The organism is Bacillaceae bacterium S4-13-56 (assembly GCA_040191315.1).
Classification (GTDB): domain Bacteria; phylum Bacillota; class Bacilli; order Bacillales; family JAWJLM01; genus JAWJLM01.
Window position 1 is genome coordinate 1 of record JAWJLM010000061.1, and the last position, 26,678, is coordinate 26,678.

27 protein-coding genes and 1 pseudogene are annotated in these 26,678 nt (G+C 36.0%); 19 read left to right on the forward strand and 9 right to left on the reverse strand.

From position 1 onward, the window contains the following. Positions 1-401 precede the first annotated feature (401 nt). The 3 genes from RZN25_14160 (at position 402) to RZN25_14170 (ending at position 5,603) form a co-directional block, all read left to right on the forward strand. Complete coding sequence (locus RZN25_14160) at positions 402-1,415, forward strand: 2-oxoacid:acceptor oxidoreductase family protein (GenBank protein ID MEQ6377959.1); 1,014 nt, start codon at positions 402-404, stop codon at positions 1,413-1,415. After that, the gene (locus tag RZN25_14165) at positions 1,415-3,709 is read left to right on the forward strand and encodes a thiamine pyrophosphate-dependent enzyme (GenBank protein ID MEQ6377960.1); all 2,295 of its coding nucleotides are present in this window, start codon (positions 1,415-1,417) and stop codon (positions 3,707-3,709) included. The genes RZN25_14160 and RZN25_14165 overlap by 1 nt, the downstream gene beginning before the upstream one ends. A gap of 193 nt (positions 3,710-3,902) precedes the next feature. Then, a complete protein-coding gene (locus RZN25_14170; GenBank protein MEQ6377961.1) occupies positions 3,903-5,603 on the forward strand; it encodes a diguanylate cyclase in 1,701 nt (566 codons plus the stop codon). Between the two features lie 127 nt (positions 5,604-5,730). Here the strand turns inward: RZN25_14170 and RZN25_14175 are convergent, their stop codons facing one another. From RZN25_14175 to RZN25_14185, 3 genes are all read right to left on the reverse strand, one after another. Next, positions 5,731-6,228, reverse strand: a complete 498-nt coding sequence (locus RZN25_14175; protein ID MEQ6377962.1) for a DoxX family protein — start codon at positions 6,226-6,228, stop codon at positions 5,731-5,733. 282 nt (positions 6,229-6,510) lie between these two features. Beyond that, positions 6,511-7,713, reverse strand: coding sequence for a trypsin-like peptidase domain-containing protein (locus tag RZN25_14180; protein ID MEQ6377963.1), 1,203 nt, complete (start codon positions 7,711-7,713; stop codon positions 6,511-6,513). 25 nt (positions 7,714-7,738) lie between these two features. Further along, entirely contained in the window at positions 7,739-8,890 is a 1,152-nt protein-coding gene (locus RZN25_14185; GenBank protein ID MEQ6377964.1) for a zinc ribbon domain-containing protein, read from the reverse strand. Between the two features lie 367 nt (positions 8,891-9,257). On the opposite strand from RZN25_14185, the gene RZN25_14190 reads away from it, so the two are divergent. From RZN25_14190 to RZN25_14200, 3 genes are all read left to right on the forward strand, one after another. Beyond that, a complete protein-coding gene (locus RZN25_14190; GenBank protein ID MEQ6377965.1) occupies positions 9,258-9,479 on the forward strand; it encodes a DUF1659 domain-containing protein in 222 nt (73 codons plus the stop codon). 39 nt (positions 9,480-9,518) lie between these two features. After that, complete coding sequence (locus tag RZN25_14195) at positions 9,519-9,737, forward strand: DUF2922 domain-containing protein (GenBank protein MEQ6377966.1); 219 nt, start codon at positions 9,519-9,521, stop codon at positions 9,735-9,737. 226 nt (positions 9,738-9,963) lie between these two features. Continuing rightward, positions 9,964-10,098, forward strand: a complete 135-nt coding sequence (locus RZN25_14200; GenBank protein MEQ6377967.1) for a YvrJ family protein — start codon at positions 9,964-9,966, stop codon at positions 10,096-10,098. 46 nt (positions 10,099-10,144) lie between these two features. On the opposite strand, the gene RZN25_14205 is transcribed toward RZN25_14200, so the two are convergent. Both RZN25_14205 and RZN25_14210 read right to left on the reverse strand, forming a co-directional pair. Then, positions 10,145-10,492: a PilZ domain-containing protein gene (locus tag RZN25_14205; protein MEQ6377968.1), complete on the reverse strand. Its 348-nt coding sequence runs from the start codon at positions 10,490-10,492 to the stop codon at positions 10,145-10,147. 27 nt (positions 10,493-10,519) lie between these two features. Beyond that, positions 10,520-11,329 (reverse strand): hypothetical protein, encoded by an 810-nt coding sequence (locus RZN25_14210; GenBank protein ID MEQ6377969.1) that lies wholly within the window; start codon positions 11,327-11,329, stop codon positions 10,520-10,522. Positions 11,330-11,622: 293 nt separating this feature from the next. On the opposite strand from RZN25_14210, the gene RZN25_14215 reads away from it, so the two are divergent. After that, a complete protein-coding gene (locus RZN25_14215) occupies positions 11,623-11,778 on the forward strand; it encodes an aspartyl-phosphate phosphatase Spo0E family protein (protein ID MEQ6377970.1) in 156 nt (51 codons plus the stop codon). 143 nt (positions 11,779-11,921) lie between these two features. Further along, positions 11,922-12,791, forward strand: a pseudogene (locus tag RZN25_14220) (NAD(P)-dependent oxidoreductase). 71 nt (positions 12,792-12,862) lie between these two features. Here RZN25_14220 and RZN25_14225 read toward each other — a convergent pair. Next, entirely contained in the window at positions 12,863-14,011 is a 1,149-nt protein-coding gene (locus RZN25_14225; protein ID MEQ6377971.1) for an aminotransferase A, read from the reverse strand. Positions 14,012-14,118: 107 nt separating this feature from the next. Between RZN25_14225 and RZN25_14230 the strand changes: the two genes are divergently transcribed. The 3 genes from RZN25_14230 to RZN25_14240 all read left to right on the forward strand — a co-directional run bounded on the left by RZN25_14230 (position 14,119) and on the right by RZN25_14240 (position 15,819). Next, positions 14,119-14,274, forward strand: a complete 156-nt coding sequence (locus RZN25_14230; protein ID MEQ6377972.1) for an FbpB family small basic protein — start codon at positions 14,119-14,121, stop codon at positions 14,272-14,274. A gap of 186 nt (positions 14,275-14,460) precedes the next feature. Further along, positions 14,461-15,318, forward strand: a complete 858-nt coding sequence (locus tag RZN25_14235) for a patatin family protein (GenBank protein ID MEQ6377973.1) — start codon at positions 14,461-14,463, stop codon at positions 15,316-15,318. A 60-nt stretch (positions 15,319-15,378) separates the two neighbouring features. Next, positions 15,379-15,819, forward strand: a complete 441-nt coding sequence (locus tag RZN25_14240; protein ID MEQ6377974.1) for a nitroreductase family protein — start codon at positions 15,379-15,381, stop codon at positions 15,817-15,819. A 118-nt stretch (positions 15,820-15,937) separates the two neighbouring features. Here the strand turns inward: RZN25_14240 and RZN25_14245 are convergent, their stop codons facing one another. Both RZN25_14245 and ric read right to left on the reverse strand, forming a co-directional pair. Next, positions 15,938-17,311 carry a hypothetical protein gene (locus RZN25_14245; protein ID MEQ6377975.1) on the reverse strand — a complete coding sequence of 458 codons (1,374 nt, stop codon included), beginning with the start codon at positions 17,309-17,311 and terminating at the stop codon, positions 15,938-15,940. 93 nt (positions 17,312-17,404) lie between these two features. Further along, entirely contained in the window at positions 17,405-18,106 is a 702-nt protein-coding gene (gene ric / locus RZN25_14250) for an iron-sulfur cluster repair di-iron protein (GenBank protein MEQ6377976.1), read from the reverse strand. Between the two features lie 155 nt (positions 18,107-18,261). On the opposite strand from ric, the gene RZN25_14255 reads away from it, so the two are divergent. Then, positions 18,262-19,158: a selenium metabolism-associated LysR family transcriptional regulator gene (locus RZN25_14255; GenBank protein MEQ6377977.1), complete on the forward strand. Its 897-nt coding sequence runs from the start codon at positions 18,262-18,264 to the stop codon at positions 19,156-19,158. 56 nt (positions 19,159-19,214) lie between these two features. After that, a complete protein-coding gene (locus tag RZN25_14260; protein MEQ6377978.1) occupies positions 19,215-19,592 on the forward strand; it encodes a hypothetical protein in 378 nt (125 codons plus the stop codon). Between the two features lie 600 nt (positions 19,593-20,192). Here the strand turns inward: RZN25_14260 and RZN25_14265 are convergent. Beyond that, positions 20,193-21,416 (reverse strand): DUF2791 family P-loop domain-containing protein, encoded by a 1,224-nt coding sequence (locus RZN25_14265; protein MEQ6377979.1) that lies wholly within the window; start codon positions 21,414-21,416, stop codon positions 20,193-20,195. Positions 21,417-21,773: 357 nt separating this feature from the next. Here RZN25_14265 and RZN25_14270 point away from each other — a divergent pair, with 357 nt between their 5' ends. The 6 genes from RZN25_14270 to RZN25_14295 all read left to right on the forward strand — a co-directional run bounded on the left by RZN25_14270 (position 21,774) and on the right by RZN25_14295 (position 26,593). Beyond that, a complete protein-coding gene (locus RZN25_14270) occupies positions 21,774-22,592 on the forward strand; it encodes an electron transfer flavoprotein subunit beta/FixA family protein (protein ID MEQ6377980.1) in 819 nt (272 codons plus the stop codon). A 3-nt stretch (positions 22,593-22,595) separates the two neighbouring features. Then, on the forward strand, positions 22,596-23,621 hold the full coding sequence (locus RZN25_14275) for an electron transfer flavoprotein subunit alpha/FixB family protein (GenBank protein ID MEQ6377981.1): 1,026 nt from the start codon (positions 22,596-22,598) through the stop codon (positions 23,619-23,621). Continuing rightward, positions 23,614-24,906: an NAD(P)/FAD-dependent oxidoreductase gene (locus RZN25_14280; protein ID MEQ6377982.1), complete on the forward strand. Its 1,293-nt coding sequence runs from the start codon at positions 23,614-23,616 to the stop codon at positions 24,904-24,906. Before RZN25_14275 ends, RZN25_14280 begins: the two co-directional genes overlap by 8 nt. Further along, entirely contained in the window at positions 24,906-25,190 is a 285-nt protein-coding gene (locus tag RZN25_14285; GenBank protein MEQ6377983.1) for a 4Fe-4S dicluster domain-containing protein, read from the forward strand. Before RZN25_14280 ends, RZN25_14285 begins: the two co-directional genes overlap by 1 nt. 76 nt (positions 25,191-25,266) lie before the next feature. Next, the gene (locus tag RZN25_14290; protein MEQ6377984.1) at positions 25,267-25,626 is read left to right on the forward strand and encodes a hypothetical protein; all 360 of its coding nucleotides are present in this window, start codon (positions 25,267-25,269) and stop codon (positions 25,624-25,626) included. A gap of 136 nt (positions 25,627-25,762) precedes the next feature. Further along, the gene (locus RZN25_14295) at positions 25,763-26,593 is read left to right on the forward strand and encodes a class I SAM-dependent methyltransferase (GenBank protein ID MEQ6377985.1); all 831 of its coding nucleotides are present in this window, start codon (positions 25,763-25,765) and stop codon (positions 26,591-26,593) included. Positions 26,594-26,678: the final 85 nt, after the last annotated feature.

Sequence of the window (26,678 nt, forward strand, 5' to 3'; positions counted from 1 at the left end):
TAGCAATAATGGTCTATTTTAGTTTAGCATTCACAAATGATTGAAATGCATTCATTTCTGGTATGTCTTTATCTTGATTTTCGTACATTTTTTTACCTCCTTTCTTTGTTATTATGAGAATTTATAATGGGATTTATGAATATAAAAGGTGAAATCAAAAAGTTATACTGTTATACAACAGTGGTCATTCTGTATTAATGTTATTGATTTCGTTTTCAAACCTGTAATACCAATAATAATTTAAGGATGATAAAATGTGTATTACTAAAAAAAATGAAAAAATAGACACAACTATGACATTTATCACATACAGCTCCCGTTCTCTTTTTTATAATAAAATTAACGTTATGTTCCTAATTATAGAATGTTTCTTAGGTGGGAATAAATGGAGGGGGAGTAAAATGTCAATATTACCAAAAAAGAATGAGCTTGGTTTCTTTGAAATTCGACTTGAATCAATCGGTGGGTTAGGGGCAAACCTTGCTGGAAAAATGTTAGCTGAGGCGGGCGTTTTAGGTCACGGTTTAAATGGCTCGAATTTTTCATCCTATGGATCAGAGAAAAAGGGATCTCCAGTCAAAAGTTTTATTCGTTTTTGCGATCCAGATATAGAAATAAGAGCACATTCACCTATAGAACAACCACATGTTGTTGGAATTTTTCATGAAGCACTTTATAAAACGGTGGATGTAGTTAGTGGATTAGATCCACACGGAATTGTTCTAGTAAACAGTACAAGAGATTTCGATTCCGTTCGTAAGGATTTGAATTTAGAATATGGAACCTTAGCAGTAGTTGACGCCCTTGGAATTGCTGTAGAAGAGAAGACAAGAGTAAATACTGCTATGTTGGGAGCGTTATATAGAATCGTTGAATTTTTAGACCCGGATTCCATGAGAAGTGTTATCCGAAAAACTTTTGAGAAAAAATATCCTCATCTAGTTGATGGAAATATTAATACTTTTAATCGTGGTTATAATGAGGTTCAATTTAAAACATATGCCGTACCCGAGGATGCTGCGCACAAAAGGTTTGAAAGAAAAGAACCTCGACTTGGGTATTTGACACAAGAAATGGGTGGAATCATTACCTCTCAGGCAAATAGTATTCAAAAAGATCTTAGTGGATCACGACAAGGATTTCTTCCCAATTTCGAAATGGAAAAATGTATTAACTGTGCTCAATGTGATACCGTTTGTCCTGACTTTTGTTTTGTTTGGGAAGAAGGAGAAGACAAAAGAGGGAGAAAGCAAATGTTTCTTAAAGGAATCGATTATCAATATTGTAAGGGCTGCTTAAAATGTATTGAAGCCTGTCCTACGGATGCATTATCTGAAATGCGTGAAGTTCTTGGTTTCAGTGAAGAAAATAGAGTGAAGCAGAATTTCCCTTATTTGGAAGGAGTGACCCAATAATGGCGACTTTAGAGGAGAAAGTATCAAGTTCAAGGCAAGCAGAGCAAGAAATTATTTTTGAATCTGGAAATGAAATGGCTGCAAAAGCTGCCGCTCAAATAAATTATCATGTGATGGGTTATTTCCCTATTACACCATCAACAGAAATTGCTCAATATTTAGATCAAATGAAGGCAAGGGGAGAGCATGACATTAAATTGATCCCTGCAGACGGGGAACATGGCTCAGCGGGTATTAATTACGGTGCGGCAGTCAGTGGTGCGCGTGTGTTTAATGCAACGAGTGCCAATGGATTAATGTATATGTTAGAGCAACTACCAGTTCAATCTGGTACGCGTTTTCCGATGGTTATGAATCTAGTAACTCGCTCTATCAGTGGTCCACTTGATATTAGAGGAGATCATTCTGATTTATATTATGCCTTAAATACAGGATGGGTTATCTTAACAGCAAGCACTCCACAAGCTGTTTATGATATGAATATTATGGCTTTAAAGGTTGCTGAACACTCAGATGTAAGATTACCTGTAATTGTAGCTTATGATGGTTTCTTTACTTCTCATCAGAAGCGAAAAGTGCAAATTTTCAAAAATAGAGAGGTCGTACAAACCTTTGTTGGGGAACGTCCCACTCATTATCCAAATGCTATTGATAAAGAGCATCCTGTAACGATCGGTGCTCATATGGATGGAAATGATCTAATTAATAATAACTACCAGCAATCTGAAGCTATTTACAGAGCGGGAGAAGTATATAAAGAGATTGCTAGAGAATATGCAAAATTATCAGGCCGTGAATATCCAACTATTGAAACGTATGGAATGGAAGATGCTGAAGTAGCGCTATTTTTAATAAACTCTGCAGCAGAAACTGCAAAAGATGTAGTTGATAAATATCGTCAACAAGGAATCAAGGTGGGAGTTATTAGCCCGAATGTAATCCGACCTTTCCCATCAGCCGAAATCCGTCAAGCCCTTAAGAATGTGAAAGCCCTTCTTGTTGGAGAGCGTGCAGATTCCTATGGCGCTAATGGTCCAAATATGACCCATGAAATAAAGTCTGCCCTTCAAGATGATAAGGAAAACCAAACGATTGTATTAAGTCGTGTCTTTGGTATCGGTGGTAAGGATTTCTTTGCTGATGATGCAGAAGAATTCTTTAATCAGGCATTAGAAGCTGCAGAAGTGGGCTTTGCTGCTAAACCATTTGATTACTATGGGATTATTCCGGGCAAAGAGGAAAATCGTTTAAAGCCCGTTATTAAACCACAACATACCGATGAATTCAAAACAGGTTTGATTCAAGTAACGAAAGATGAAGAAACAAATAAATTAAAGGTCAAAATCCCTCCACTTCGTGCTTTAACAACGAAACCTAAGAGACTAGGATCAGGACACGGGGCGTGCCCAGGATGTGGTATATTCCCTGGTTTAGAGCTGTTCTTTAAAGGTATTGAAGGGGATATTGTTGTACTATTCCAAACCGGATGTGGCTATGTAGTTTCAACTGCTTATCCACACTCTTCCCATAAACAAAGCTTTATTCATAATTTGTTTCAAAACGGTCCAGCTACTCTTTCAGGTACAGTTGAAGCATTCTTTGAATTAAAGCGTCGTGGAGAAATTCAAGTGGACGATGATTTCACATTTGTTATGGTCACTGGTGATGGAGGAATGGACATCGGAATGGGTTCAGCTATCGGTACTGCTCTTCGTAATCATAAAATGATTATTCTTGAATATGATAACGAAGGCTATATGAATACTGGATCACAAATGTCTTATTCTACTCCTCTTGGTCATATGACATCGACATCTGGAGTAGGAAAGACTCAACAAGGAAAGTCTTTCCATCATAAAGATACAGCTCAAATCATGGCTGCAACCAATATTCCATATGTATTCACTGGAACAGAGGCTTATCCGCAGGACCTAATTAAAAAAGCGGCAAAAGCGCAATGGTATGCACAAAATGAGGGGTTGGCTTATGGAAAATTATTAATTACTTGTCCTCTAAACTGGAAATCTGAGGACCGTTATGGGGAAACCATTATGAAAGCTGCTGTTGATTCTTGCTTCTTCCCACTGTATGAAGTAGAACATGGTGAAACAACTATAACAGTAAATCCGGAAGCGAAAAATAAACGTGTACCTGTAACAGAGTGGTTAAAGTATCTAGGAAAGTCAAAACATCTTCTTAAGGAAGAAAATGCTGTTCTATTAGAAAGCTTCGCTAACGAAGTTGAAAACCGTTGGAATCGCCTGAAAGCAAGACATGAAAGTCCATTTTTATAATAAATATTAAGCTAGTACAAATTTGTGCTAGCTTCTCTTTTTGAAATTTTAAATTTAGTACCTAAATTATTTTTTTACAAACTTTTTCATAGGATAATGGTAAAATAAAAGAATAGGACTAAAGACCATTTAATGGCAGTGATAGGGACTAAATAACCTGTTTTTAAACTTATATTGGAAGTGGTGTTCGACAATGGAACTACCTAATAAATTATTTGTTTCTCAAATCCAAGCTTACATACAATTAGGAGGAATTGTGACGGACGCCTTTTTCTTAATGAAAGTGGATAGAGCAGGAGATTTAAATGATTTTTCCTTTCGTTATTATTATATAAATGAGCAAGCTATGAATCTTGCTCAGCTAACTAAGGATCATATTGGAAAAACAATTGAGTATAGTATGCCAGCAGGAGATTTTGCTTTCCTTAATGAAAAATATATATTGGTTGCTCGTAATAAGGAATCAGTAACCTTTTCTGATAGCGTAGTATTATCCAGTGGTTTATACCAAACAGAAAGTAGTCTAATCCCTATCTTTGATGATAATCAAGAAGTAGAATACATATTGGGAATTACTAAAAATATTACTGAGAACCTCATGAAATCGAAAAATGTACGTTACATGGATAAACTTTATAATTCTTTTATTGATCACACCAATGATGGATTAGTGTTATTTAATTTGGAACAAAAGATATTAAAAGCGAATCAAGCATTTTATGATTTATTTGGATATACAAAACGAAAAGTCGTAGGGAAGAGGCTTGATGAATTAGAGCCCCAACTTAAGAAAGAACTGGAACATATCTTCAAGCAATTGAATCAGGGAATTAACATAAAGCGGTACGAAGGTATTTGGTATGCGGCAAATGGAGAACCTATCGATATTTCAATAAATTTCACACCTATTCCAGATGGCTTTGGAAAGATTATAGGGGTTGTCTCTATAGTGCAGGATATACGGGAGTTAGTTGAAACAAAAAGAGCGCTTCAAGAAAGTGAAGAGAGGTATCGGTTAATTGCAGACAATATGCACGATTTGATCCAAGTATTAAATAAGGATGGATTGATCGTCTATGCTTCTCCTTCACATAAGTTAATCCTAGGTATTTCTACTGAAAAGCTAGTTGGAACTAATGCTTTTGATCAAGTTCATCCTGATGATGCTCCAATCATGAAAAGAAAATTCAAGAAGATTTTTAATAAAAACTACATTTCTAATTTCGAATATCGGATACATAGTAAAAATAATCAGTGGTTATGGGTAGAGTCAAACTTGAGAGCGGTAAAAAATAATAATGGTGACATCTATCAAATCATATCTTCGACAAGGGACATATCTCGTAGAAAGAAAGTCGAAAATCGTTTAAAGCAAATGGCTTTTACGGACCATCTAACAGGCTTAACAAACCGAAGAGTTTTTCAACAAAAAGGTAGAAAGGCTCTTGCTGATGCAAAGCGAAAATCAGAAATGGTTGCTATTATGTACCTAGATGGGGACTATTTTAAAGAAATTAACGATAGGTTTGGGCATATGATTGGCGATGAGGTCCTAATTCTTCTCGGGGAACGACTAAAACAATCTATACGAGATAAAGATATTGTTGCAAGGATAGGTGGAGATGAGTTTGCTATTTTGATTCAAGATGTTGATTCGAATGAAGCTGTCGAAATCGTTGCAAAACGCATCATTCAAAATGTTATAGAACCATATAAGATTGAAGAGCATACGATAACCATGACAATGAGCATAGGGATCTCCATTTTTCCAACGCATGGGGTTAATATGAACGAATTGTTAAACCTTGCTGACCAAGCCCTTTATGAAGCGAAAAATAAAGGAAAAAACACGCTGGCTTTTTATGATCAAGTGAAAAAACAAACAAAGCAATGAGGAAAGGAAAATAAGAAAAGCATAATTGCACTAGACCATCTACGCTAACAATCAGTGGGGGACCCCACTGATAAGTTTCACTTTATGAAGAAGCCTTGCCAGATGGCAAGGCTTCAAATATTTATAATTAGGCAGTAACCTTGTTGTCTTTTTGGTAGAACTTGCGGATATATGGAAGTACGTAGTAGTCTAAACCGAATTTACCAGCGTTAGCACCAGCTACAGCAACGAAGATTGCTAGGAATACCATTTGAGCATTTGTGCTTACAGTTCCAGAGAATAGGAATGCGAAGTTCATAGTCATTCCCATAATGGTTGCAAAAGTAGTGAATATACCAGCGATAAGTGCAATACCTACTAATAATTCTCCCCACATGACTAGGAAGCTGAATAATCCGCTAGATGGGAGGGCTACGTTTTCTAAGAATGTTGCCCACCAGCCTTGAACTGCAGGATGGTCTCCGGTTGCTTTACCGATTGCGCCTTGGATAAATCCACTTGCATCGAATTCGCCACCGGTTATTTTTTCCCAACCAGCATGAAGGAATTGCCAACCAAGATATACACGGAAAACAGTCAATACAGCAGCTGCAATATTATTTTCTCTTAAAAATTTAACAAACATGTTTCCCACTCCTTTGGATGAAAAAGTATTTTTTCGAAAGAACATTCACCGTTTGCCGGCAATTACTGGTGATCTCTTTCTTTAATTTGATAGTAACATCATCTTCACAATGAAAAAATATATATAAAAAGGCTTTCACATTATTTTAAAAAAGATATTACCAATTTCACAATTTTTTATAAACACTATTGACATTTTTTATCTATTCATTTAAATTTATTTATTTAGACAAAAAAGATGTGCTTCTTATGAAGCACATCTAAAAAAGAAACACTATTGTTATCACAAGGCCTTATCGGCCTCTTCTACTGGTTCTATAGGGATTTCAGTTATTTCTTCTGAGATTAGTTCTTGATCTCCGGTTAGAAGTTTAATTTGATCATTTTCCAATCCAACGATATATGTTTGTTTATATCTTTTCGTAATTTCTTGCTGTGCTTCTTGTTTTCTAGTTTTCAGATTTACATTTAAAGTGACAGAAACGTGGCGGTTATCCTTTAGTTCTGTTTGCACATTAGTAATAGTTACATTTACTGCTGACACATATTTGTCTCTAAATGCTTGATAAGTTAAGTTTTGTTGCCAGTCACTTCCTAACAATGAATAAGCACTCACAAAATCACGCATATTAATATTTTCATAGAAATAAGAAATGATGTAATTAGCATCTTCTTGTAACTGTTCCGGGGTAACATCTGTATCTGTTCTCGGGTCACCATCAAAAGAGAGCTCTGTGTGATCAGCTCTTCTAGACCATAACTCAACTTCATCGACAACGTCTCCAATTGGTATACTAAATCCAATTGTTCCACCTTGAGTTCCTGCTGAATTAATTCCTATTATCTCTCCTGTAGACCGTAGAACCAGCGGACCACCGCTATTTCCATTTGTTATAAATGCGGATATTTGATATAAATTCTTGTATTCAAAAGAGTCTATTTCAAAATTTCTTTCGGTTCCAGATATAATACCTAAGGTTACAGTATTTTGAAGCCCATGGGGACTTCCTAATGCAATAATTTCATCCCCAATTTCCGCTTTTGCATTTGGAGCAATTTTCATAGGAGTACGATCTTTTAGTTGAGGAACTCTTAAGAGAGCAATGTCTGTTTCATCTCCAATTCCAATTAAAGCGGCCGGATAGGTTCTTGCATCTGCTGTTTTGACATAAATAGAATCCGCACCTTTAACAACATGTGCGTTAGTCACGATATCCCCTTTATCATTTATGATAAATCCTGATCCAATGCTATTAGTTGAGGCTGACTGTCCTTCTATTTGCACAACCCCTTTTTGAGATTCATGAATGATAGTTTTAAGGTCAGTCGTTGTTTTTTCTTCAACTGCTACTTTTCCTCCGAGGGAGCTTGAGACTCCTATAGGTTCAGACAACCAATTGTTATATAAATAGACGATCCCAACTGCACTTAAAAGGGTTAGAACAATGGTAACGACAATCGGCCAAAATATTTTTTTTCTTTTCATATTCTCACTCCACGAAGTTCGATTTCTAATCAAAGAACCATCTAATCTTCTGAACTTCAACCTTCATTGGTTCTTTCAAGTCATAATGTGTATATTCAAATTCTCCTATTTCATTTGGATAAAGGGTATCTGGATATACAAATATTTCATTTGTTTGAACGACTTCTCCATCTGAGTTTATTAGATCATAGATAACAGATATGGAATAAATAGGAATAGTTGCTACACTTTTAATTTTGCCTTTCACAACAAATTCACCGTATTCATCAATTTCATAATTTATTTCCATCAAATCAACAGCGTCTTCTTCATTTATTTCCTGGTCTTTCTCAGCAGCTTCAATAGCTTGTTCGATTCTTTGTTGTTGAGCCGTTTCAAAAGCAACTTTTTCTTTTTCAATTGTTGTTTTCAAACTTGAAAGCTTTTTACTATCAGACGCGTAATGTAACCCTTCTTCAACAGTTTCCCTAGCTAAAGAAAATTGTTTCTCTTGAAGGTATTGATTGGCCATAGAATAAAAATAAGAAATCACTCGGGCGCGAATTTCATTTGCAACTTCTTCTGCTTCTTTGCTTTGAATACCCTCAGCTTGCCATAGGAGGGATTTGAGTGACTCGATATCGGAATTAGCGGAAATGGAATCATTTATTTGTGCAACTTTTAATTCATTTCTTTTCTTAATGATCTTTTCCAGTAAACGATTGACGAGATCCCCGTTGTAATTTTCAAGCTCTTTTTCAGCTTCTTGAAGATGGGTTAATCCTTCTTGGTAGTCACTATTGAGCTTATAATGTTCTGCCTGATCTAAATGATTAAACACCTGTTCCGTCGCTAACAACAGATTTTTATTTTGTTTGGCTGCAGGAAAAGATGATTTGAAGGCTAACGCCTGGTCAAACATAGTTTTAGCTTCACTATAATTTTCCTCAATGGCATACTTTTCTCCAAGTTTAAACTTGTCAATAGCTTTATCTTCTTGCTGATTTAAGAAATAATAATAGGATGCGAGAATGACCATTAAAATAATAAATGAAGAAATGGGTAGAATCCACCATCTATTAAAACCAGGTGGAGCCGGTGTCCTCTCCACGATATCAGGGGGGAGAGCTTTACCACATTCTACACAAAAATTTTCATCTGTTTTTACAAAGGAACCACAGTATGGACAATGTAACAAGGATGCCACCTTCTTTCTTAGGCACAATTCATAAACTAGTTTAACACAAAAGCACTTTTAGTCGAACTTACATTAATAAAAAAACAAAGGGAATTCTAGTCAAATCTAAGTGCTATTTTCTGTTAAAATAAGATTATACTATTCTAATTATATAGAAAAAAATGGAGGTGTATTTATGACTGATTGGGATGCAACATTTGGTTTGGTTTCTTTATTTATTATCCTGCTAAACATTGGATTTAGCTTGTTTGATCATGGATAAAAGAATAGATAAAAAGATAATAGATAAGCTACAGGGGACTCTATGTATTTCATAGGGTCTTTTTTTGTTATTAAAACGATTATAACATTGAAAGGAGGTGAAAGTATGGCTGGAGTACTCGTAACCAACTCAAGACTTCAATTGACCTTTGAAAATGGGGTTAATGAAAAGGGAGATGTCGTTTTTAAAAGTAAAGCGTTTAATCAGGTGAAAACCACTGCATCAAATGATGGATTATATGCAGTTGCAAATGCACTCGCTCCACTTCAACAGCTTCCATTGCATGCAATTGAAAGACAAGACACCATGTTGTTAACAGAGATGTAAGTAAATGAAATAATAACTTAGGAAAGGGGGGAATAACCAATGGCTAAACAAATAGAGTTGAAATTTTTAAATCCAGAGGGGCGTATTGTCACATATACTTTGGATGATCCTATTGAACCTGTGGATCCAATAGCAGTTTCATCTGCAATGGATACCATGATTGCACAAAACGTATTTACATCAACTGGTGGTGATTTAACCGAGAAGAAGGAAGCACGTATTGTGGAGAGAAACGTTGTAGGAATCGAGTTAGCTTAACTTAGACGGGGGCGCATTGCCTCCTTTTTTATAAAGTAAAGTATAAAATCTATCTAGTTTCAACGGAAAAGCTTCATCGAGTAATCTTCGAAGCTTTTGCCCCGAGTAATCGCACAAAGGAAAGCTACATAGAGCTACTTCGCAGAAACAAGTGCTTTTCTTGTTTCGAGGGGCACTTGCGCTTTTCTTACAATCAAAAATGACAGAATGGAGAGGAGGAAACATTGTGGAAAGCTTGATTAATTGGATACCTGAAGTTGGTTTTCCCATCATAGTAACGTTTTATTTGTTACATCGAGTTGAGGGAAAGCTGGATGATGTCATCCAATCCATTCACTTAATGACTGAAAAATTATCATAGAAAAGGCCTCCTTATTGGAGGCTCTTTTCTATACAATAGTTCTTTGTTAGTTTTTTATTTTTGCATATAATTTCAAATCAGTAATAATAGATTCTTCCCATTCTTTATCCGTAGTTACTTTTATTTCACAAATGATATGAGATACAAAATCTTTTATACAAACAACTGTTCCAGTAGATCTAAAAGGATGATTCATCAATTGAAACTCAATCCAAATCAATTGATTTTTTTTCGGTAATGGAAAAGAACTCTTTTCAAGTTGAATCTTTAAACCTGTAGCACTTATGTCCATTATTTTAATAGGGTAATTTTCCAGCTTTTCTTGATTTGTAATTTTACCAGAAATCGGTGATTCGAAAGTAAACCGAAAGGATTCTTTTCTTTTATAATACATTCAAAACACTCCTCCATAAGGATGAAGCTATGAAATGCCTCGATTATTCAATGGTGCAGAAGGGTGTGGGTGATGATATTCAAAAATAAGATGTTCGTAAATATAATCTTCTACACGCTTATTGTTCATCCGTAAGCCTTGGTTTCCAAACAAAGTATTAAATTCAAGAACAAAGGGTTTACCCTCCATCAACAAGATGTCAAACCCAGCATAGTTAATGTTAAGTTGTGCTGCAACATCCAATACAAATTCCTCTGCTACCTTTGGAACAGCATCAAAAGAAACATTGGCTCCTTTTGAAACATTGTGATGGAATTGATGATTCTCAGCAATTTTCCAATAGCTTGAAATAATTTGATTTCCTACAACACAAATACGAAGTTCACGGTCATTCTCTAAATATTCTTGAACATATAAATCTTCTTTACCTTGGGAAATTTGTAGAAATTCTTCTTCGGTTTGAATGAAGTATACACCGTTCCCCATTGAATTTCTGCTTTCCTTTAGCACAAAAGGAAGAGGGAACGTAGAAAGAATTTCCTTTCTTTTTGATTCTGTATTTCCATGAATTTCGGTATAGGGTACGTGTTCAGGACACACAGTTTGTAGAGCTCTAGTCATGTCTATTTTGTTATGACCTAAAACAATAGATTCATAGCTTGGAAATATGTTTTTCTTTAGGCCATGAACAAGTATGGGAAGCTGCCATTTCTCAGGGAAAAGGATATAGTCCGCTTCTTTAATTCTATCAATTTCTCTAAATATATGCTCTGGTTTTATATAAGTCACCCCTGGAATTCCAATCGTACGGAATGGGTGAAAGCTAATTAGGTTCATCTTGTTGATGTTTCCTTCCTAATATCATCATTTTCTAACAAAATCACAGATTTTCCAAACGAAAAACCCCACTGCTTTAGCTGCGGGAGTGGTCAGTATAAAAATTATATGAAGGAAACAGTCAAAAATCAATAAAAATATTTCATGCCATTTCCATAACTTAATGAGAGTTCACAGAGTAAAAGTCACAGTATTGTAATGATTTTTGACAAACTATTCTAGTTACCTTATGGTAGAATAATATTGCATCATCAGCTTGGCACCTTACTGACAAAAAGGGGGCTTTTTTACAAATGAAGTCCAAAAAACAACTTATGCAAGAAATTGAAATCCTACGGAGAAAAATGATGAATACGGCTGTTCAAGAAGGTTTAACAAGTACACAAGCCCTTGATTTGAGTCGGAAATTAGACCGTTTGCTAAACCGTTATGAAGAAAAAAAACAGTAATCTTGAGACTACCAAAGTTAGAGAGAGAAGTTTGTAACTTCTCTTTTTTGGCGTATAGGAAATCCTGAAACTCTCCTATAGTACTAGGGCAACTAAGGCATTTGCCATAAGTTTTTTAAGCATTAAAAAATAGAAGGGAGACATATCATATGCGTATTGGATTTATTGGGACGGGTGTTATGGGGAAAGGAATGATTCGAAATTTATTAAAAAGCGATTATGAAGTACATATTTATAATCGTACACAAGAAAAAGCTCTACCTCTTGTAGAAGATGGAGCAGTACTAGAAAAAACGATCCCAGAACTTGTGAAAAAATGTGATGTTGTCATAACTATCGTTGGTTTTCCAAAGGATGTAGAAGAAGTTTATTTAGGGGAGGAAGGGATCATTAAGAGTGCGAAAGAAAACTCCATTCTGATTGATATGACCACTTCTAAACCATCGCTTGCTGAAACCATATACGAAGAGGCCAAAAAGAACAATGTTTCTGCATTAGATGCTCCGGTTTCAGGAGGAGATATTGGAGCAAGAGATGGGAAATTAACCATTATGGTTGGAGGAGAAAGAGAAGCGTTTGATCGAGTGTTACCTGTATTCAAAGCAATGGGTGAAAATATAGTTTATCAAGGAGAAGCAGGGAATGGGCAACACACGAAAATGTGTAACCAGATTGCTATTGCCTCAGGAATGCTTGGGGTTAGTGAAGCTGTTGCATATGCTACCAAGTCTGGTCTTGACCCAGAAACTGTATTAAAGAGTATCGGTTTTGGAGCAGCGGGGAGTTGGTCCTTAACAAATCTTGCTCCACGAATGATTGAGGAAGATCTAGAACCTGGATTTTACATTAAACATTTTTTAAAGGACCTATCTATCGCCATTGAAGAAGCAGAAAGAATGGACTTGAAGCATCCAGGGTTAAAAAATGCCCAAGAAATATATATGAACTTAATAGACAAAGACCAGATATATAAGGATAAAGGTACCCAAGCAATTATCAAATATTATCTGTAAGGTTTTAAAAAAATAAAAAAGATGATTCCTCTTTCGTTTGAAGAATCATCTTTTTTATTTGCTAAGGCCTTTCAACTCTTAAGATATTGCTCTAGGCGATCCATTCCTTTACTAAGGGTGTCCATATTATAAGCATAGGAAAGACGCATATATCCCTGTCCTATTGGGGAAAAAGCATCTCCCGGTACAAGTGCTAATTTGGCTTTTTCGACTAAATCTAGTCCAAAATCAAAGGAACTCATACCATTAACGTTGAATTTAGGAAAAAAGTAAAAGGCTCCATTAGGCATTATAAAGTCAATTCCCATGCTAGTTAATCTATCAGCTACATACTTTCTTCTTTGTCTATAGGCTTCTCTCATTGGTTTTGCATCATTTTTACCTTCAGTTACTGCAGCATAGGCAGCATACTGACTAATGGAAGTTGCACAAGATACATTGTATTGATGAACCTTAAGTAGATGTTTAGCAATGTTGTCGGGTGCACAGACAAAACCTATTCTCCAGCCGGTCATAGCATGTGATTTGGATAATCCATTAATAACTATAGTTTTCTGTCTCATTCCCGGAAAAGTTGCAATGGAAGTATGATCATGATCATAAACTAATTCACTATATATTTCATCTGATAAAATGTACATATTTTTATCTTGTAAATAGGATGCAAGATCCTTTAGTACGTCTATTTTCAAAGTCACTCCCGTTGGATTGGAAGGGTAAGGCAATACAATACATTTTGTTTTATCCGTTCTGTACTTTTCTATAAGACTTGGCGTCACTTGAAAGTCTGTTGTAGTGGTATCCATAAAAACAGGAGTTCCACCTGCTAATTGGATCAGTGGTTCATATCCTGGATAGATAGGTCCTGGTAATAATACTTCGTCTCCTGGCTCAAGCAGGGTTCGAAAGGTAATATCAATGCCCTGTGATGCTCCTACTGTGACAATGATTTCTGATGAAGGATTATAGTTAAGATTGTATTTTTCATGAAGATATTCCGAAACTTGTTCACGTAAAGGTAAAATTCCTGCATTATGCGTATAACTCGTATGGTTTTGATCAATCGCAATGTTAGCTGCGTCTTTAATATGTTGAGGAGTATTAAAATCAGGCTGTCCAATGGTTAAGGAAACAATATCCTCTTTATCTGCTACCATATTAAAAAATTGGCGAATTCCTGATATTTGGATTTTTTCGACATTTGAATTGATAAGTTTCATTGTAATCACTCCCAATTGTTGCAAAATGTTCAAAAAATTTAGATAAGTACTTATTCAGCTTTGATATAATTAAATTATAGATCAAGCTGTGAAGGAGAGAATGCGTGATGAGACCTCGTAAGATTTCATTTGATGACCTCGTTAATCAAAATAAACAAGATTTATTAAAAGATCAAGATGCAATGGTTCAAATTGAAAGAAAAATTGAAGATAAGCGACTTAAATCTGAAAAAACACAACGTGAAACAGTCAAACTCCACTAAATATGATACCATAAGAATAAAAAGCGGGATATAGCTCCTGCTTTTTGTTTTTTTGAAGAAAGATACCCATAAAACTTTTTAATCCTATTTACAGAAATACTTTTACTAGAATCCACGCATAACTAATTGGTATACTATTTTTAATGATTTTGAAAGGAGGGGTTTATTCTGAATAAAACCGGATTAATCCTAGAAGGAGGAGGAATGAGAGGGGCCTTCACAGCAGGGGTATTGGATTTCTTTTTAGATAAAGGAATTGAATTTCCTTATGTAGTTGGTGTATCAGCAGGTGCATGTAATGGAAGCTCTTATTTCTCTAAACAAAGAGAAAGAAATTATAAAGTTATTGTAGAATATGGTGATCACCCGGAATATATCTCATATAAACGAGGTCTCAAAGGAAAAGGGCTTTTTGGAATGGACTTTCTTTTTGATACCCTTCCTAATGACTTAGTACCGTTTAATTATGAAAGCTTTTTTGAAAATACAGGAACTTTTTCAGTTGGAGTGACGGATGTATTCACAGGAAAACCTGTATTTTTTAGTGAATTTAAAAATAAGCAGGAGCTTCTTCAGATCATGAGGGCTTCATCATCTCTTCCCCTAGTGTCTCCAGAGGTAGAACTAAATGGGCGCCTTTATTTAGATGGTGGTATTTCCTCACCTATACCAATTGAACAATCCGTTGAGTCGGGAAATGAAAAGCATGTTATTATTCTAACTAGAAATGACGGTTATATAAAAAAGCCAATGAAATTTAGTTGGATATTTAAGAAAAGATACAATGATTACCCATCCTTTATAAAAACAATGGAGAAACGATATTTTGTTTATAACCATCAGTTAGAAATGATAAAAAAATTAGAAAGAGAAGGGAAAGCATTCATTATTAGGCCAAGTCAACCTCTTCAAGTGAGTAGAGTGGAAAGAAATAGAGAAAAACTTCACACATTATATCAGCAGGGCTATCAAGAAGGGGAAAGAATCGAGAAAGAATTAACGGATTTTCTTTTGAAAAATCCACAAAGCCAACTTACTATATAAGGAAGTTTTTTTTAGGGGTAAGAAGGGAAACCTCTAATTAACAGGTTGGTGGAATAAAATATGAATGAACCCTCCCGTCATTATCAAATATTAGAGGCATTGGATATCCAAGACTTTTCTGTGTTCTCTTTCGACCCGAGCTTTACTATATCGAGGGGAGAGATAATGCAAATAATAGATAGCGCCATTAAATCTCCAACATCATGGCGTAACCAGTCATGGAAATTTTTAATACTAGACGATTCTCGACAAAAGAGAAAATTAGTTCAATTCTTAGGGAATCATCTTTTTGTAAAGGATTCTTCAACAATTGTAGTCGCTTTAGTCGACCAAAATAGTGATATAATCAGTAATCAGTTCCATGATGGTGTGTCAGAGGATGACATTTTAAGGTGTAGTCCGACTACCCTTATCTATTTCTTGCTTGGCTGTATAGTTAAGGGATATGATACATGGTCATTACGCTCTTTCCAAAGGGGAAAAATTAATGAAGTGCTTTAATATACCTTCTGGCTTTTTCCCATTTATGATTATTGCAATTGGTAAAAAAGACCGTAATAACTAATGGAACTCTACTCTCTACCTAGAAAAAGCTTGCCACCCTCGGCGAGCTTTTTATTTAATTCATATTTGCTACTTGTGAATAAAGCTGTTGGTATGCTTTGGACTCTTCTTTTAATCCTTTTTCCTGGTAAATCTTTGCTAACCATTGTATAGGCTCAGGGTCCGTTGGATTTAACTCCATTTCAAATGAAAAGCATTCAATGGCATCATCATAACGATGAAAGGAGGCATAAACTTTTCCAAGATCTAGCTGATGATCCGGGTCATTCAGATATTTGATCATTGAATAGAACTCATGAATTGGTCTAAGGATGGAAGGGAATTCTTGGTAAGACTTGATCCATGCCGGTATTTGATCTAATGGTGCTGTAGAAATAAATTTTTCCATTCTATCTTGTAGGATTCCTTCAAGCTCTCTTTTAAAGTCTATATATAAAGGAATCAAATATTGACTAGTGTGATTTGTTGATATTTTCTCAATTAACATCGGCTTTTCTCTTAAAATTTGTCTAATCAATACACCATGTTCATGGCTTAATGAGAGTTTATTTTGACTAAGAAGTTCAAGGAAATCATTTACTTTTTCTAGATCGAGTAATAACTGTGAAGCATGAGAGATCCAGGTTTCATTCTTAAAATCCAGGGAAAGAAGAGGGCGAACCAATGCATATTGGTCCTCTTTTGGAAAAGAAGAAATTTTGTCTAAAAAAGCACTTAAGTAATCATCGTTTTTATGACTGAGGATAAGATCATAGCTCCAAACAACAGAGTAAAATGGATCTACATTAGGGATGGATAGGAGGGAAGAGAACATTTCATCGCGGTTCTGAAAGTTTTTCCATATCCAATAAAGGGTATCCTTAGAGGACTGTTGAGAGGATGAGATATAATGTTTTTCATAGGATGAGTAGTCTAAATCAGCAGAATATTCATACGACCAATGAGATGAAACAGTAAATAACTGAACGTATTTTAAGATCCGATAGGCGTCTTTTAACTTCCCATCTCTTCTGGAATTATAATAGATAGATTTTACTCGTTTATTCAGTTTTTCATTATCGATATAGTTGTCAAATATAAAAAGGGTAAGAACTTTTTTTGCTGCATCTTGTTTTGAAGAAAGGATTTGATTAAGAAGTCCTTGAAAGGAAGTATTGTGTAAAGAGTGATCAGATAATCTTTTTGTAATAAGAGGATGTGGAGCGGTTAAAATAATTCCTTCTTTCCATGCGCGTTCAAGGAAGGTGTCTTTTTTTATTTTATTCGTTTTTAAAGCCGTTAAAAATTCATTATCTAAGAAAAATAGATAGTATAAGCTCTGTTGGTGAGAAGCCTCAACTATAGCCAAATTAGCATAACAGGTCATTCTGATCGGTTCTAGGGAGATGACATGCTTTCTATCTTTTAAAGAAAAAGTGGATGGGAGCATAATGTATCCTCCTTGAAAAAGTTTTATTTTTTCTATTATATCAAACGTAAGGAAAAATAGGGAAGCCCTTTCTAGGAAAGAAAGGGCTTCAGCTTATGCAGTGGCTAAACGAGGGAATAAGATATTATTTTCTTTATGGATGTGTTGGAACATATCATCTTCCAATTCAGCTAAGCGCATATACGTGATACGATATGAGTTACAAGCATCTGCAGGAGGATTAAAGTCTGTGCAAATATCACGCATTCTCTTTAAAATATCTCCCGCATCTTGGTGCTCTTCTTCTAAAGTTGCATTCAGCTTCAAAATTCTCTCCTTCAATTCAACCGTTGGATTTTGTTCATATTCTTTGATTATAGGGAACACATCTTTTTCTTCTTTATCCAAATGCAACTCTAGCTCTATTTTTAATGAGTGGTAAAGTTGATACAGCTCTTTTAAATGGGGATGATGTTCCCCGTGAACTCTAAATACTTTAGTGACAAACTGACCTAATGCAGGTAGTTCTTCTTTTAAGTAGGCATGGTGAGTTTGAACTATTTCGTCAACTAGATCAGAATAAGTTGCCTCTTCCCAGTTTTGTCCAGACTGACCTTTTTCTTTCCATTCTTCATATTGAGTATTTAATTTTTGTAATAATTCTTCACCGTTCATAGATTTTTCTTGAAAGGTTTCCTTTAATGGTTTATTTCCTCCACAGCAAAAATCAATACGATTTGATTTAAAAAGATCACTAGCTTTCGGGAATGTCTTAACTATTTCAGCAGGTGTATGGTCAATTGAAAACATCGTCATGAAAAATTCCTCCTTCATTGTTTGATTAAATGATAACTCTTTTCAAAAATGAAGGTGGTGATTCAAATCACACCCAATGGATCCTCTTGTAATTCCTAAGGGGTTCAATTACCATTAGAGTAGAAAGAATAGGGTGGTAAAAGGGAGAATGAAACATGAATTTGAACCAGCTTCAAGCATTTTTAAAAGTAGTGGAAACGAAAAGCTTTCAAAGGGCTGGGCGTATTTTGCATGTATCACAGCCAACTATTACACAAAGAATTCAAGCATTAGAGGAACATTTTAATTGTAAGCTTTTACAACGTGATAAAAGCCTAACCCCAAAAGGAGAATTGGTTTATCGATCTGCCATAAAAATATTAGATGAGTGGGGAAGATTAGAAGCACGACTTAATGGTGAAATAGAAGAAGGAAATCAAATGATTGGAGCAAGTTCAGTTCCGTCTGAAACTTTTTTACCTTACTGGATTCAACAGTTTAGACAAAAATATTCTTCCGTTACCTTTCAGATGAAAATAGGCGGAAGTTACCAGGTCATCAACTGGTTAAAAGAAGGCATGGTTGACCTAGCTATTACAGGAATATATAGTCAGGAAAAAGGAATTGTCTCTTACCCATTATTAGAGGATACTTTACAACTTGTAGCACCTCATTCTTTTGATATAGAAAGTCCTTCTAATTTTCGCGAATTGGTTCATCAGCCTTGGATCCTTAGGGAAAAAAATTCGCATACCCGAAAAACTTTTGAAACTGCTTTACAATCATTTGGGTATTCCATTGAGGATCTACTTATTGTTGCTGAGGTTCAAACAAACGAGGCTGTCATAGCCTTAGTAGAAGCGGGATTAGGCATGGCTCCACTGTCAAAGCTTGTCGCCACTAACCCAGTCATGAATCGTAGAGTGAAAGCTATTGAAGTAGAGAATTGGAGTTTTTCAAGAAGTTTTTATTTAACGGTAAGGAAAGGTGAAGAAAATTCAGCCTTTATTGATGCATTTTTACAAGCATGGCCAGAATGTCCCTATTTTAAATCTCTTAAAAAAGAGGTATAAATAAAAAGCCCCATGTCCACAATGGAGATAAGAATGATAGAAAGGGAGTAGGGCATATGGGGACATTAGGACAATCTTTTTTTAAAGAGGCACAACTGTTGCCTCTAGGAATTACCGATTCCTTGCTTCAGATGACAGGTGGGTTTTTATTAATAATTGGACTGTACCTAGTATGTAAACCTATCATTAGGTGGATGGTTCAACTGAAATGGAATGTGTTGTTAACTTTTGGAGTGGTCGCTGGGTATAGTGTTATTGGATTGATGATCTTTGAGGCGATTAGAAGTTCTAGAAACGGAGAAACTTTTCATTTTTTTAATATAGCAACGGGCATGCAAGGAGTTATTGTCTTTGGAATAGTCTTATTTATTTCACATTTATTCCATCAGCTTTTTGTTTATCTAAGAAATAATAAGAGATCCAGAAGTATATAAGGGGCTATGAAAAAACATTTAAGATAAAGTAAAACTTCAATCAGTAGGGTCTCCCACTGATTGTTAGCATCCAAGGGTATAACCCAAAGCTCCTTGAATCAATGGACATTTACAGGCAGCCAACCATGGAGCAAGCTTCACCAACAAGGATGAAAAATGTAATGTTTTATTTTCATGGGAGTTATCCCCACCTTTTTTCTCGTTCCCTTAAAATTGGAGGTTGGGCTAGGACTGCCGTTCCTGAGGGATACTTTGATAAGTATCAAAAAAACTCTGGAAATATACTTGCTTTCCGCGGACGGCTGGTGAGCCATCCAAGGTTCCTCTTGCATTGACTTCTTCGCACCTCTGCGCCAAGGAAAACAGTTTCGAAGCTTTACGTGTAGATACAGGCGCATCCGAACTTCTATAGGTCACAACTAGACCTCTTCTCCCACAGGACAGGTAGACTTTACTCGAAATCACTTCCCACGAAGAAAAAGCGAAGTCTTTTCCCGGGAGTCTGCGCATATTTCTGGAGTTTAATTTATACATTGTTCGTTTTCATATTCTTGCTTTTAAGTTATTTCCAATCCTCTTTTTAGATCTTTTAGCAGGCTTTTATTTATTTGTGAATAAGTGAGTTCCGTTGTATGCAGATCTTTCCAACTCTGTTTGGTAGTATCGTTGCGTTGGGTTTTCTCTAATAATATCCAAAATTTTTATCATTTGTTGTACAAAACGACGTACGGTTAGGAAAGGATGAACAACTCCATCTTGTTTTAAGTGGAGTAATGCCCAATTTCCTATAGATTTGGGTTGAACTGGACATGAAAATGAATACCCAGTACAGTAAATAGAGACGATTTCATTAGCAAGGGTATCGATCTCTTTCTCGCCAATTTGGTGTAAGGAAAGAATACAGGAAGATGAATGTATGTTTTCTCTTTTTTGCCAATCTAATAATTGAATTCTTTGTGCTAAGGCGTCATAAGTGCTAATTCCTTTTTCTTGATTCTCTAATAATTCTGGGGTAGTCAGCCATATAATGGATAGATTAGGAAGTGTTCCATCATAAACCCAATCTATCATTTGGCGTATATTCTCATAGGCCCTTTGACGAAGATCGCTTCTGGCACGTAATAAAAGTTCTGCCTCATCAATAATAAGCACCATTCCTCTAAAAGAAAGCCACTTAATGAGGGTCATAAATCCTTGGAAAAATTCCAAACTATTTTCCTTAGAAACAGAACCTTTCACTTCTAATTTTTCTTTTATATGTTGAGGTACTTCACGTTCCCCGGATAACCAGCTTGCGCAGGCAGTTGCAAGGGCAATATCCTTTTGAAGTCGAGCTCTTATATATTGATTTAATGCATGGGAAAAGGAATGATGGTGGAAATTTAAGTTTTCCAACATTTCCTTAATTAATTTTGTGCTATCTTCTACATTATCTTGGCTTCTTAATGACTGAATCCACTGATTAAAAAGTTCATGAAAACTTTTTACTTCCTGCATATTAATTTGTGCAGAAAGGTGATGTAATGTACCGTAATACCAATGGTCTAAATGATGTAACTTGAGACCATCCGATAAGGAAAAGGAAGAGGTAACAAATCCATTTCGCTTGGCAAATTGTTGAATTTGCTTTGACAAGAGTGTTTTTCCTGAGCCATATGGACCGCAGATCCAACGTACAATTCCTCCATCATCAGACAATTCTTTTAGGTCTCTCGAAATTTGAGTAAAAACGTTATCATATAAAATCTGAAGGGAGGGGGGGAGGTTTTTAGGGACAACTCCTAAACGAAATGCTTCTATCCACTTTTTTTCTTGTGTTGACATTTGATAGCACCCTTTCCATTCTAAAACGTGACTTCTAAGTATATTCTTCTTTTTTTTCATTTTTCCTTCTACAAATTTCTACACAATTTTCCCCTATTCACTATGATTATCATTTTTATAGAAGATTTTTCTAATTATGTGATAAATGTCATAGTTTCTATTTTCATTATTTGCTAGCATCAATGATAAGGAATATAACCGTTTCTCATATGAACTCCTAGTTAATGTTTCTTTTACATTTTCTTGTCATCGTTTGTTCAATAATTCGCAAATAGTAATAACTGAAAATGGAAACGTTTTAGGAGGTCTAGTGATGAAAAGGATATTTTTTATTACAACTCGAGGGGAGTGGAAGGTATGCACATAGTTGTATGTGTTAAGCAGGTACCTGATACTAAGGTAATTAAAATTAATCCTAAGACTAATACATTGGATCGCCGTGGTGTTCCTGCTATCTTAAATCCGCATGATGCTCATGCCGTACAAGAAGCAGTAAAGTTAAAGGAAAAATATGGAGCGAAGATTTCGGTTGTTTCAATGGGCCCACCTCAAGCAACCGAGGTTATTAAGAAGAGTGTTCAAATTGGGGCAGATGCAGGTTATTTAATCTCTGACCGTGCCTTTGCTGGAGCTGATACTCTAGCAACTAGTTATGCTCTGTTTAAAGCTTTGGAAAAAATCGGTGAGGATGATCCCATTGATATGATTTTCTGTGGAAAACATGCCATTGATGGAGATACGGGTCAGGTCGGACCAGGGATCGCTCAAAGATTAAGTATTCCGCCAATTACCAATGTCATTCATGTAGAGGCAATGGGAGATGGTGAAGTTATTTTAAGAAGAAAATTAGAAGATGGCTATGAAAGAGTAAAGTCAACCTTACCATGTCTAGTAACTGTAGAAAAAGAGATTAATGAAATTGCCTATGCTCCACTACCAAATATGATTAATGCAGCAAAATACGAACCTGTTATTTGGGGCGTAAATGATTTAGGTGATGTAGATCGTACTCAGCTAGGTCTAAAAGGATCGCCAACAGTTGTTGGGAAAATGTTTGCCCCTCCGAAACCAGAAGGAGGAAATATGATCGAAGGTGAGCCTAGGAAGCAAGTGGAAGAGTTGGTATCCTATTTGCTAGAGAAAAAAGAATATTTCCAGGTAGGGAAGGGGGAGTAACAGATGATTGAAGAACATCGTGGTGTTTGGGTATTCATGGAGGTAAAACAAGGTTCTATCGCGGGTGTTTCCCTTGAACTATTAGGTGCCGGAAGAACATTAGCCGATAAGTTAGAATCTCCATTAGGAGCTGTTCTTTTAGGTTACAACGCAAAAGAGTTAAGTAATGTTTGCTTTGAATATGGTGCTGATGAAGTTTATCTCATAGATGATCCCATTTTAGAAAACTACCGTACGGAACCATATATGAATGGGGTCAGTGACTTAGCGAGAAAGTATAAACCAGAGATATTTCTTTATGGGGCCACACCAAATGGAAAGGACATCGCATCGGCTATTGCGACAGAATTAAACACTGGATTAACCGCAGATTGCACAATGCTTGATGTTGATGTGGAAAAGAGATTACTAGAAGCAAGTCGTCCAGCATTTGGTGGGAATATTATGGCTACAATTTTGTGCAAGAAACATCGTCCGCAAATGGCGACTGTTCGACCAAAAGTTATGAAAGCATTACCTCCAGAGGAAGGACGTACCGGGACCATTTATGAAGAATTTATAAAAATGAAGGAAGAAGATATTCATACCAAGGTACTTGAAATTGTTAGAGATTCTAAAAAAACAGTTAATCTAGAAGATGCTGATGTAATCGTTTGTGGTGGAAAAGGAATGGGAGACCCAGAAGGGTTTCAAGTAATCCATGAATTAGCCAATACAATTGGAGCAACAGTTGGTGGAACAAGAGACGTTGTAGAAGCTGGGTGGTTAACCCATGACTATCAGATTGGGCAAACTGGCGAAACAGTAACACCAAAAATCTATTTTGCTATTGGCCTATCTGGGGCCATTCAGCATACAGTTGGAATGAAAAACTCAGAGATTATTATTGCAATCAATAAGGATAAGGATGCACCAATTTTTGATATTGCTACCTATGGGATTGTAGGAGATGCTCATGAGATTGTTCCATTACTAACACAAGCATTTAAAGAAGCACTTTCAGAAAAAGAGGTGGTTTCCAATGGCTGAAAAGTTTGATGTAATTGTTGTTGGTGGAGGGCCTGCTGGAACAACTTGTGCCTACCAATGCGCGAAAAACGGTCTAAAAGTTATTCAAATAGAGCGTGGAGAATTTCCAGGTGCTAAGAACGTAATGGGTGGGGTTTTATACCGAAAGCAATTAGAAGAAGTAATTCCGGAATTCTGGCACGAGGCTCCCATTGAAAGACCAATCATTGAGCAACGACTTTGGTTAATGGACCAAGAGTCTGCTGTAACTATGAGTTACAAAGGACAGGAATGGGGCCAAGAGCCCTATAACAACTTTACTGTCTTAAGAGCTAAATTTGATCAATGGTTTGCTCAAAAGGCTGTAGAACAAGGAGCCCTTTTAATTACTGAAACTGTTGTGGAAGAATGTATTGTAGAAGATGGAAAAGTGGTAGGAGTACGTACTGATCGTCCAGATGGTGAGATTTATGCTGATGTAGTAGTTCTAGCAGATGGTGTAAATTCATTACTATCGAAAAAATTAGGCTTCCATAATGATTTAAAGCCTGAGCACGCTGCCCTAACAGTTATGGAGGTTCTTAATCTACCAACCGATAGAATTAATGAGAGATTCAATCTTGAAGACAACCAAGGATGCACAATTGAAATTTTTGGTGATGCTACAAAAGGAAATTTAGGAACAGCTTTCCTTTATACCAATAAAGAGAGTCTAAATATTGGAGTCGGAACTACTCTTTCTAGCATGATTAAGGGGAAATTAAAGCCATATGAATTGTTAGAAAATTTAAAGAACCATCCTATGGTTCGCTCACTTATTAAAGATGCTGAGCCAACTGAGTATTTAGCTCACTTGATTCCAGAAGGAGGATACAACGCTATCCCTAAGCTGGTGGGAGATGGTGTAATCGTTGTAGGAGATGCTGCCCAACTTGTAAACTCTATTCATCGTGAGGGTTCAAATCTAGCAATGAAGTCAGGTTCTTTTGCTGCAGAAACTATACTACTAGCAAAGGAAGCTGGTAGATATACAGAAGATGTACTAGATCACTATCGTCAACAGATCTATGACAGCTTTATTGGTCAGGATTTGAAAAAATATAAAGATGCAGCACATACTTTTGAAACCTATCCTCAATATTTGAAAGAATATATTCCAATGCTTAATAAAGCAGCTAATCATTTCTTTACAGTTGACGGAATGAGCAAGAGTGAAAAACAACGTGATGTCATGAAAATGTTTACTGAAAGAGGAAAATGGAAAACTGCACAGGAATTATATCGGGCGTGGAGGGTGATGAAATAATGAGCAAAGCGACAATTGAAGAGAAGCAGTATTTGGTTCGCTTTAAAGCAGATACAGAATCTCATTTGAAAATTTTAGACCAAAATACTTGTTTGACAGACTGTGATGATAAACTATGTACGCTTTTCTGTCCTGCCGAAGTCTATAAATTTGAAGGAGATCGAATTAGTATAGGATATGAGGGATGCCATGAATGTGGAAGCTGTCGCATTGGTTGTCCACACCAAAATATTGAATGGAAGTATCCGAAAGGCGGACACGGTGTTATCTTTAGACTAGCGTAAAATAGACGAGGGTGGTTGTTGGGAACTTCCATCCTCCTTCCTATGTATTCTGAAATAAAAAATGGGAGGGGATATTTTGATTAGTTGTTATGACTTTTATCCATGCTCGTATGTTTCTGTAGGAAATAAAGATTTAGATTATTTAGAAATAACCTACGTGAGTGAACTTGGAATCCCCAAAGAGGGAATGCAATGGATGATCGCCATAGACGGACATCAATGCCCTGAAGCTGGAATCCACTACAAATGGGAGACAATGATTTTTATTTTAGATAAAAATAAAAACTACGAGTACGACCGACCTCCTTTTTATACTACTAATCCAATTTTAACTATGGAAGAGGCTGTGGCTCTTGCAAAAGAGTGGAAGGACATTCTTTCTCGTGATTTGGGGCATAAAGAGTTATTCCAAAGAACGACAGTTGCCGCACAATGAAATTCAAAAAATCCTTTTATCTAGATGATAGAAGGATTTTAATTTAGAAAAATATGAAAAATTCTCTATTAATTTTTTAAATATGGCCCTTATTGGTAGGAATAACTGATATAGTAAGAGTGAGGGGTGATACGAGTTGATTTCAAGAAGTCTTTTTGCCGAGGCGTTTAGTAGGAAAGATCCAAAATACCAAGAAACGGAAACCTTTTGGGATCACAGAGCAGAACAATTTAATCAAAAGGATGATCCAAAAGAGTTTCAAACCAATTTTCAAGTTCTCTACCAGTGGTTAAAAAATCAGAATGGTATACCGACAAAAGGAAGGGTACTTGATGTAGGGTGTGGTCCAGGAAGGCATGCTATTGCATTTGCTGAAAGAGGACATTCAGTTGTTGGATTGGATATATCTGAAAAAATGTTAGAGTTTGCTCACAAGAACTCCTGGGAACATGGCTTACAGGATCGATTTATTGGAAAGAAAGCTATATGGGAAGAAATCAATCCTGATAAAGAGGGATTTACTCGTCACTTTGACCTTGTTTTTGCCTCTAACTCTCCCGCTATTTGCAATGAAGCATCCCTACGCAAGATGAGTGAGTGTTCTAGAGGGGCTTGCTTCATGAGTCACTTCGTTAATAAGCAAGATGATTTACGCGATTATTTATTAAATGAGCTCCAATTAACAAATCATAAGCCGATTTATGATCAATCCGCATACTATACGTTTAATTTATTATGGCATGATGGCTTTTATCCATCTGTCACATATGTGGATCGTTCATGGGAAATTCCATTTTCATTGGAAGAAGCCATTCACTATTACACTCTTTATTTCCAAATGCATCCACGCTATGAAGAGGGTAATGATAAACAGATTAAAGATATTTTGACAGACCTAAATCAATCCGGACCTATTATCCAAAAAGTCACCAGTAAAGTTGCCTGGGTCTATTGGAAAGTAAAATAAGGCTCAAAAGTGAGCCTTATTTTACTTTCTAACTAATTAATTAAGAAGGTATAAAATTTGTCTAGCTCCAGCGAAAAAGCATCAT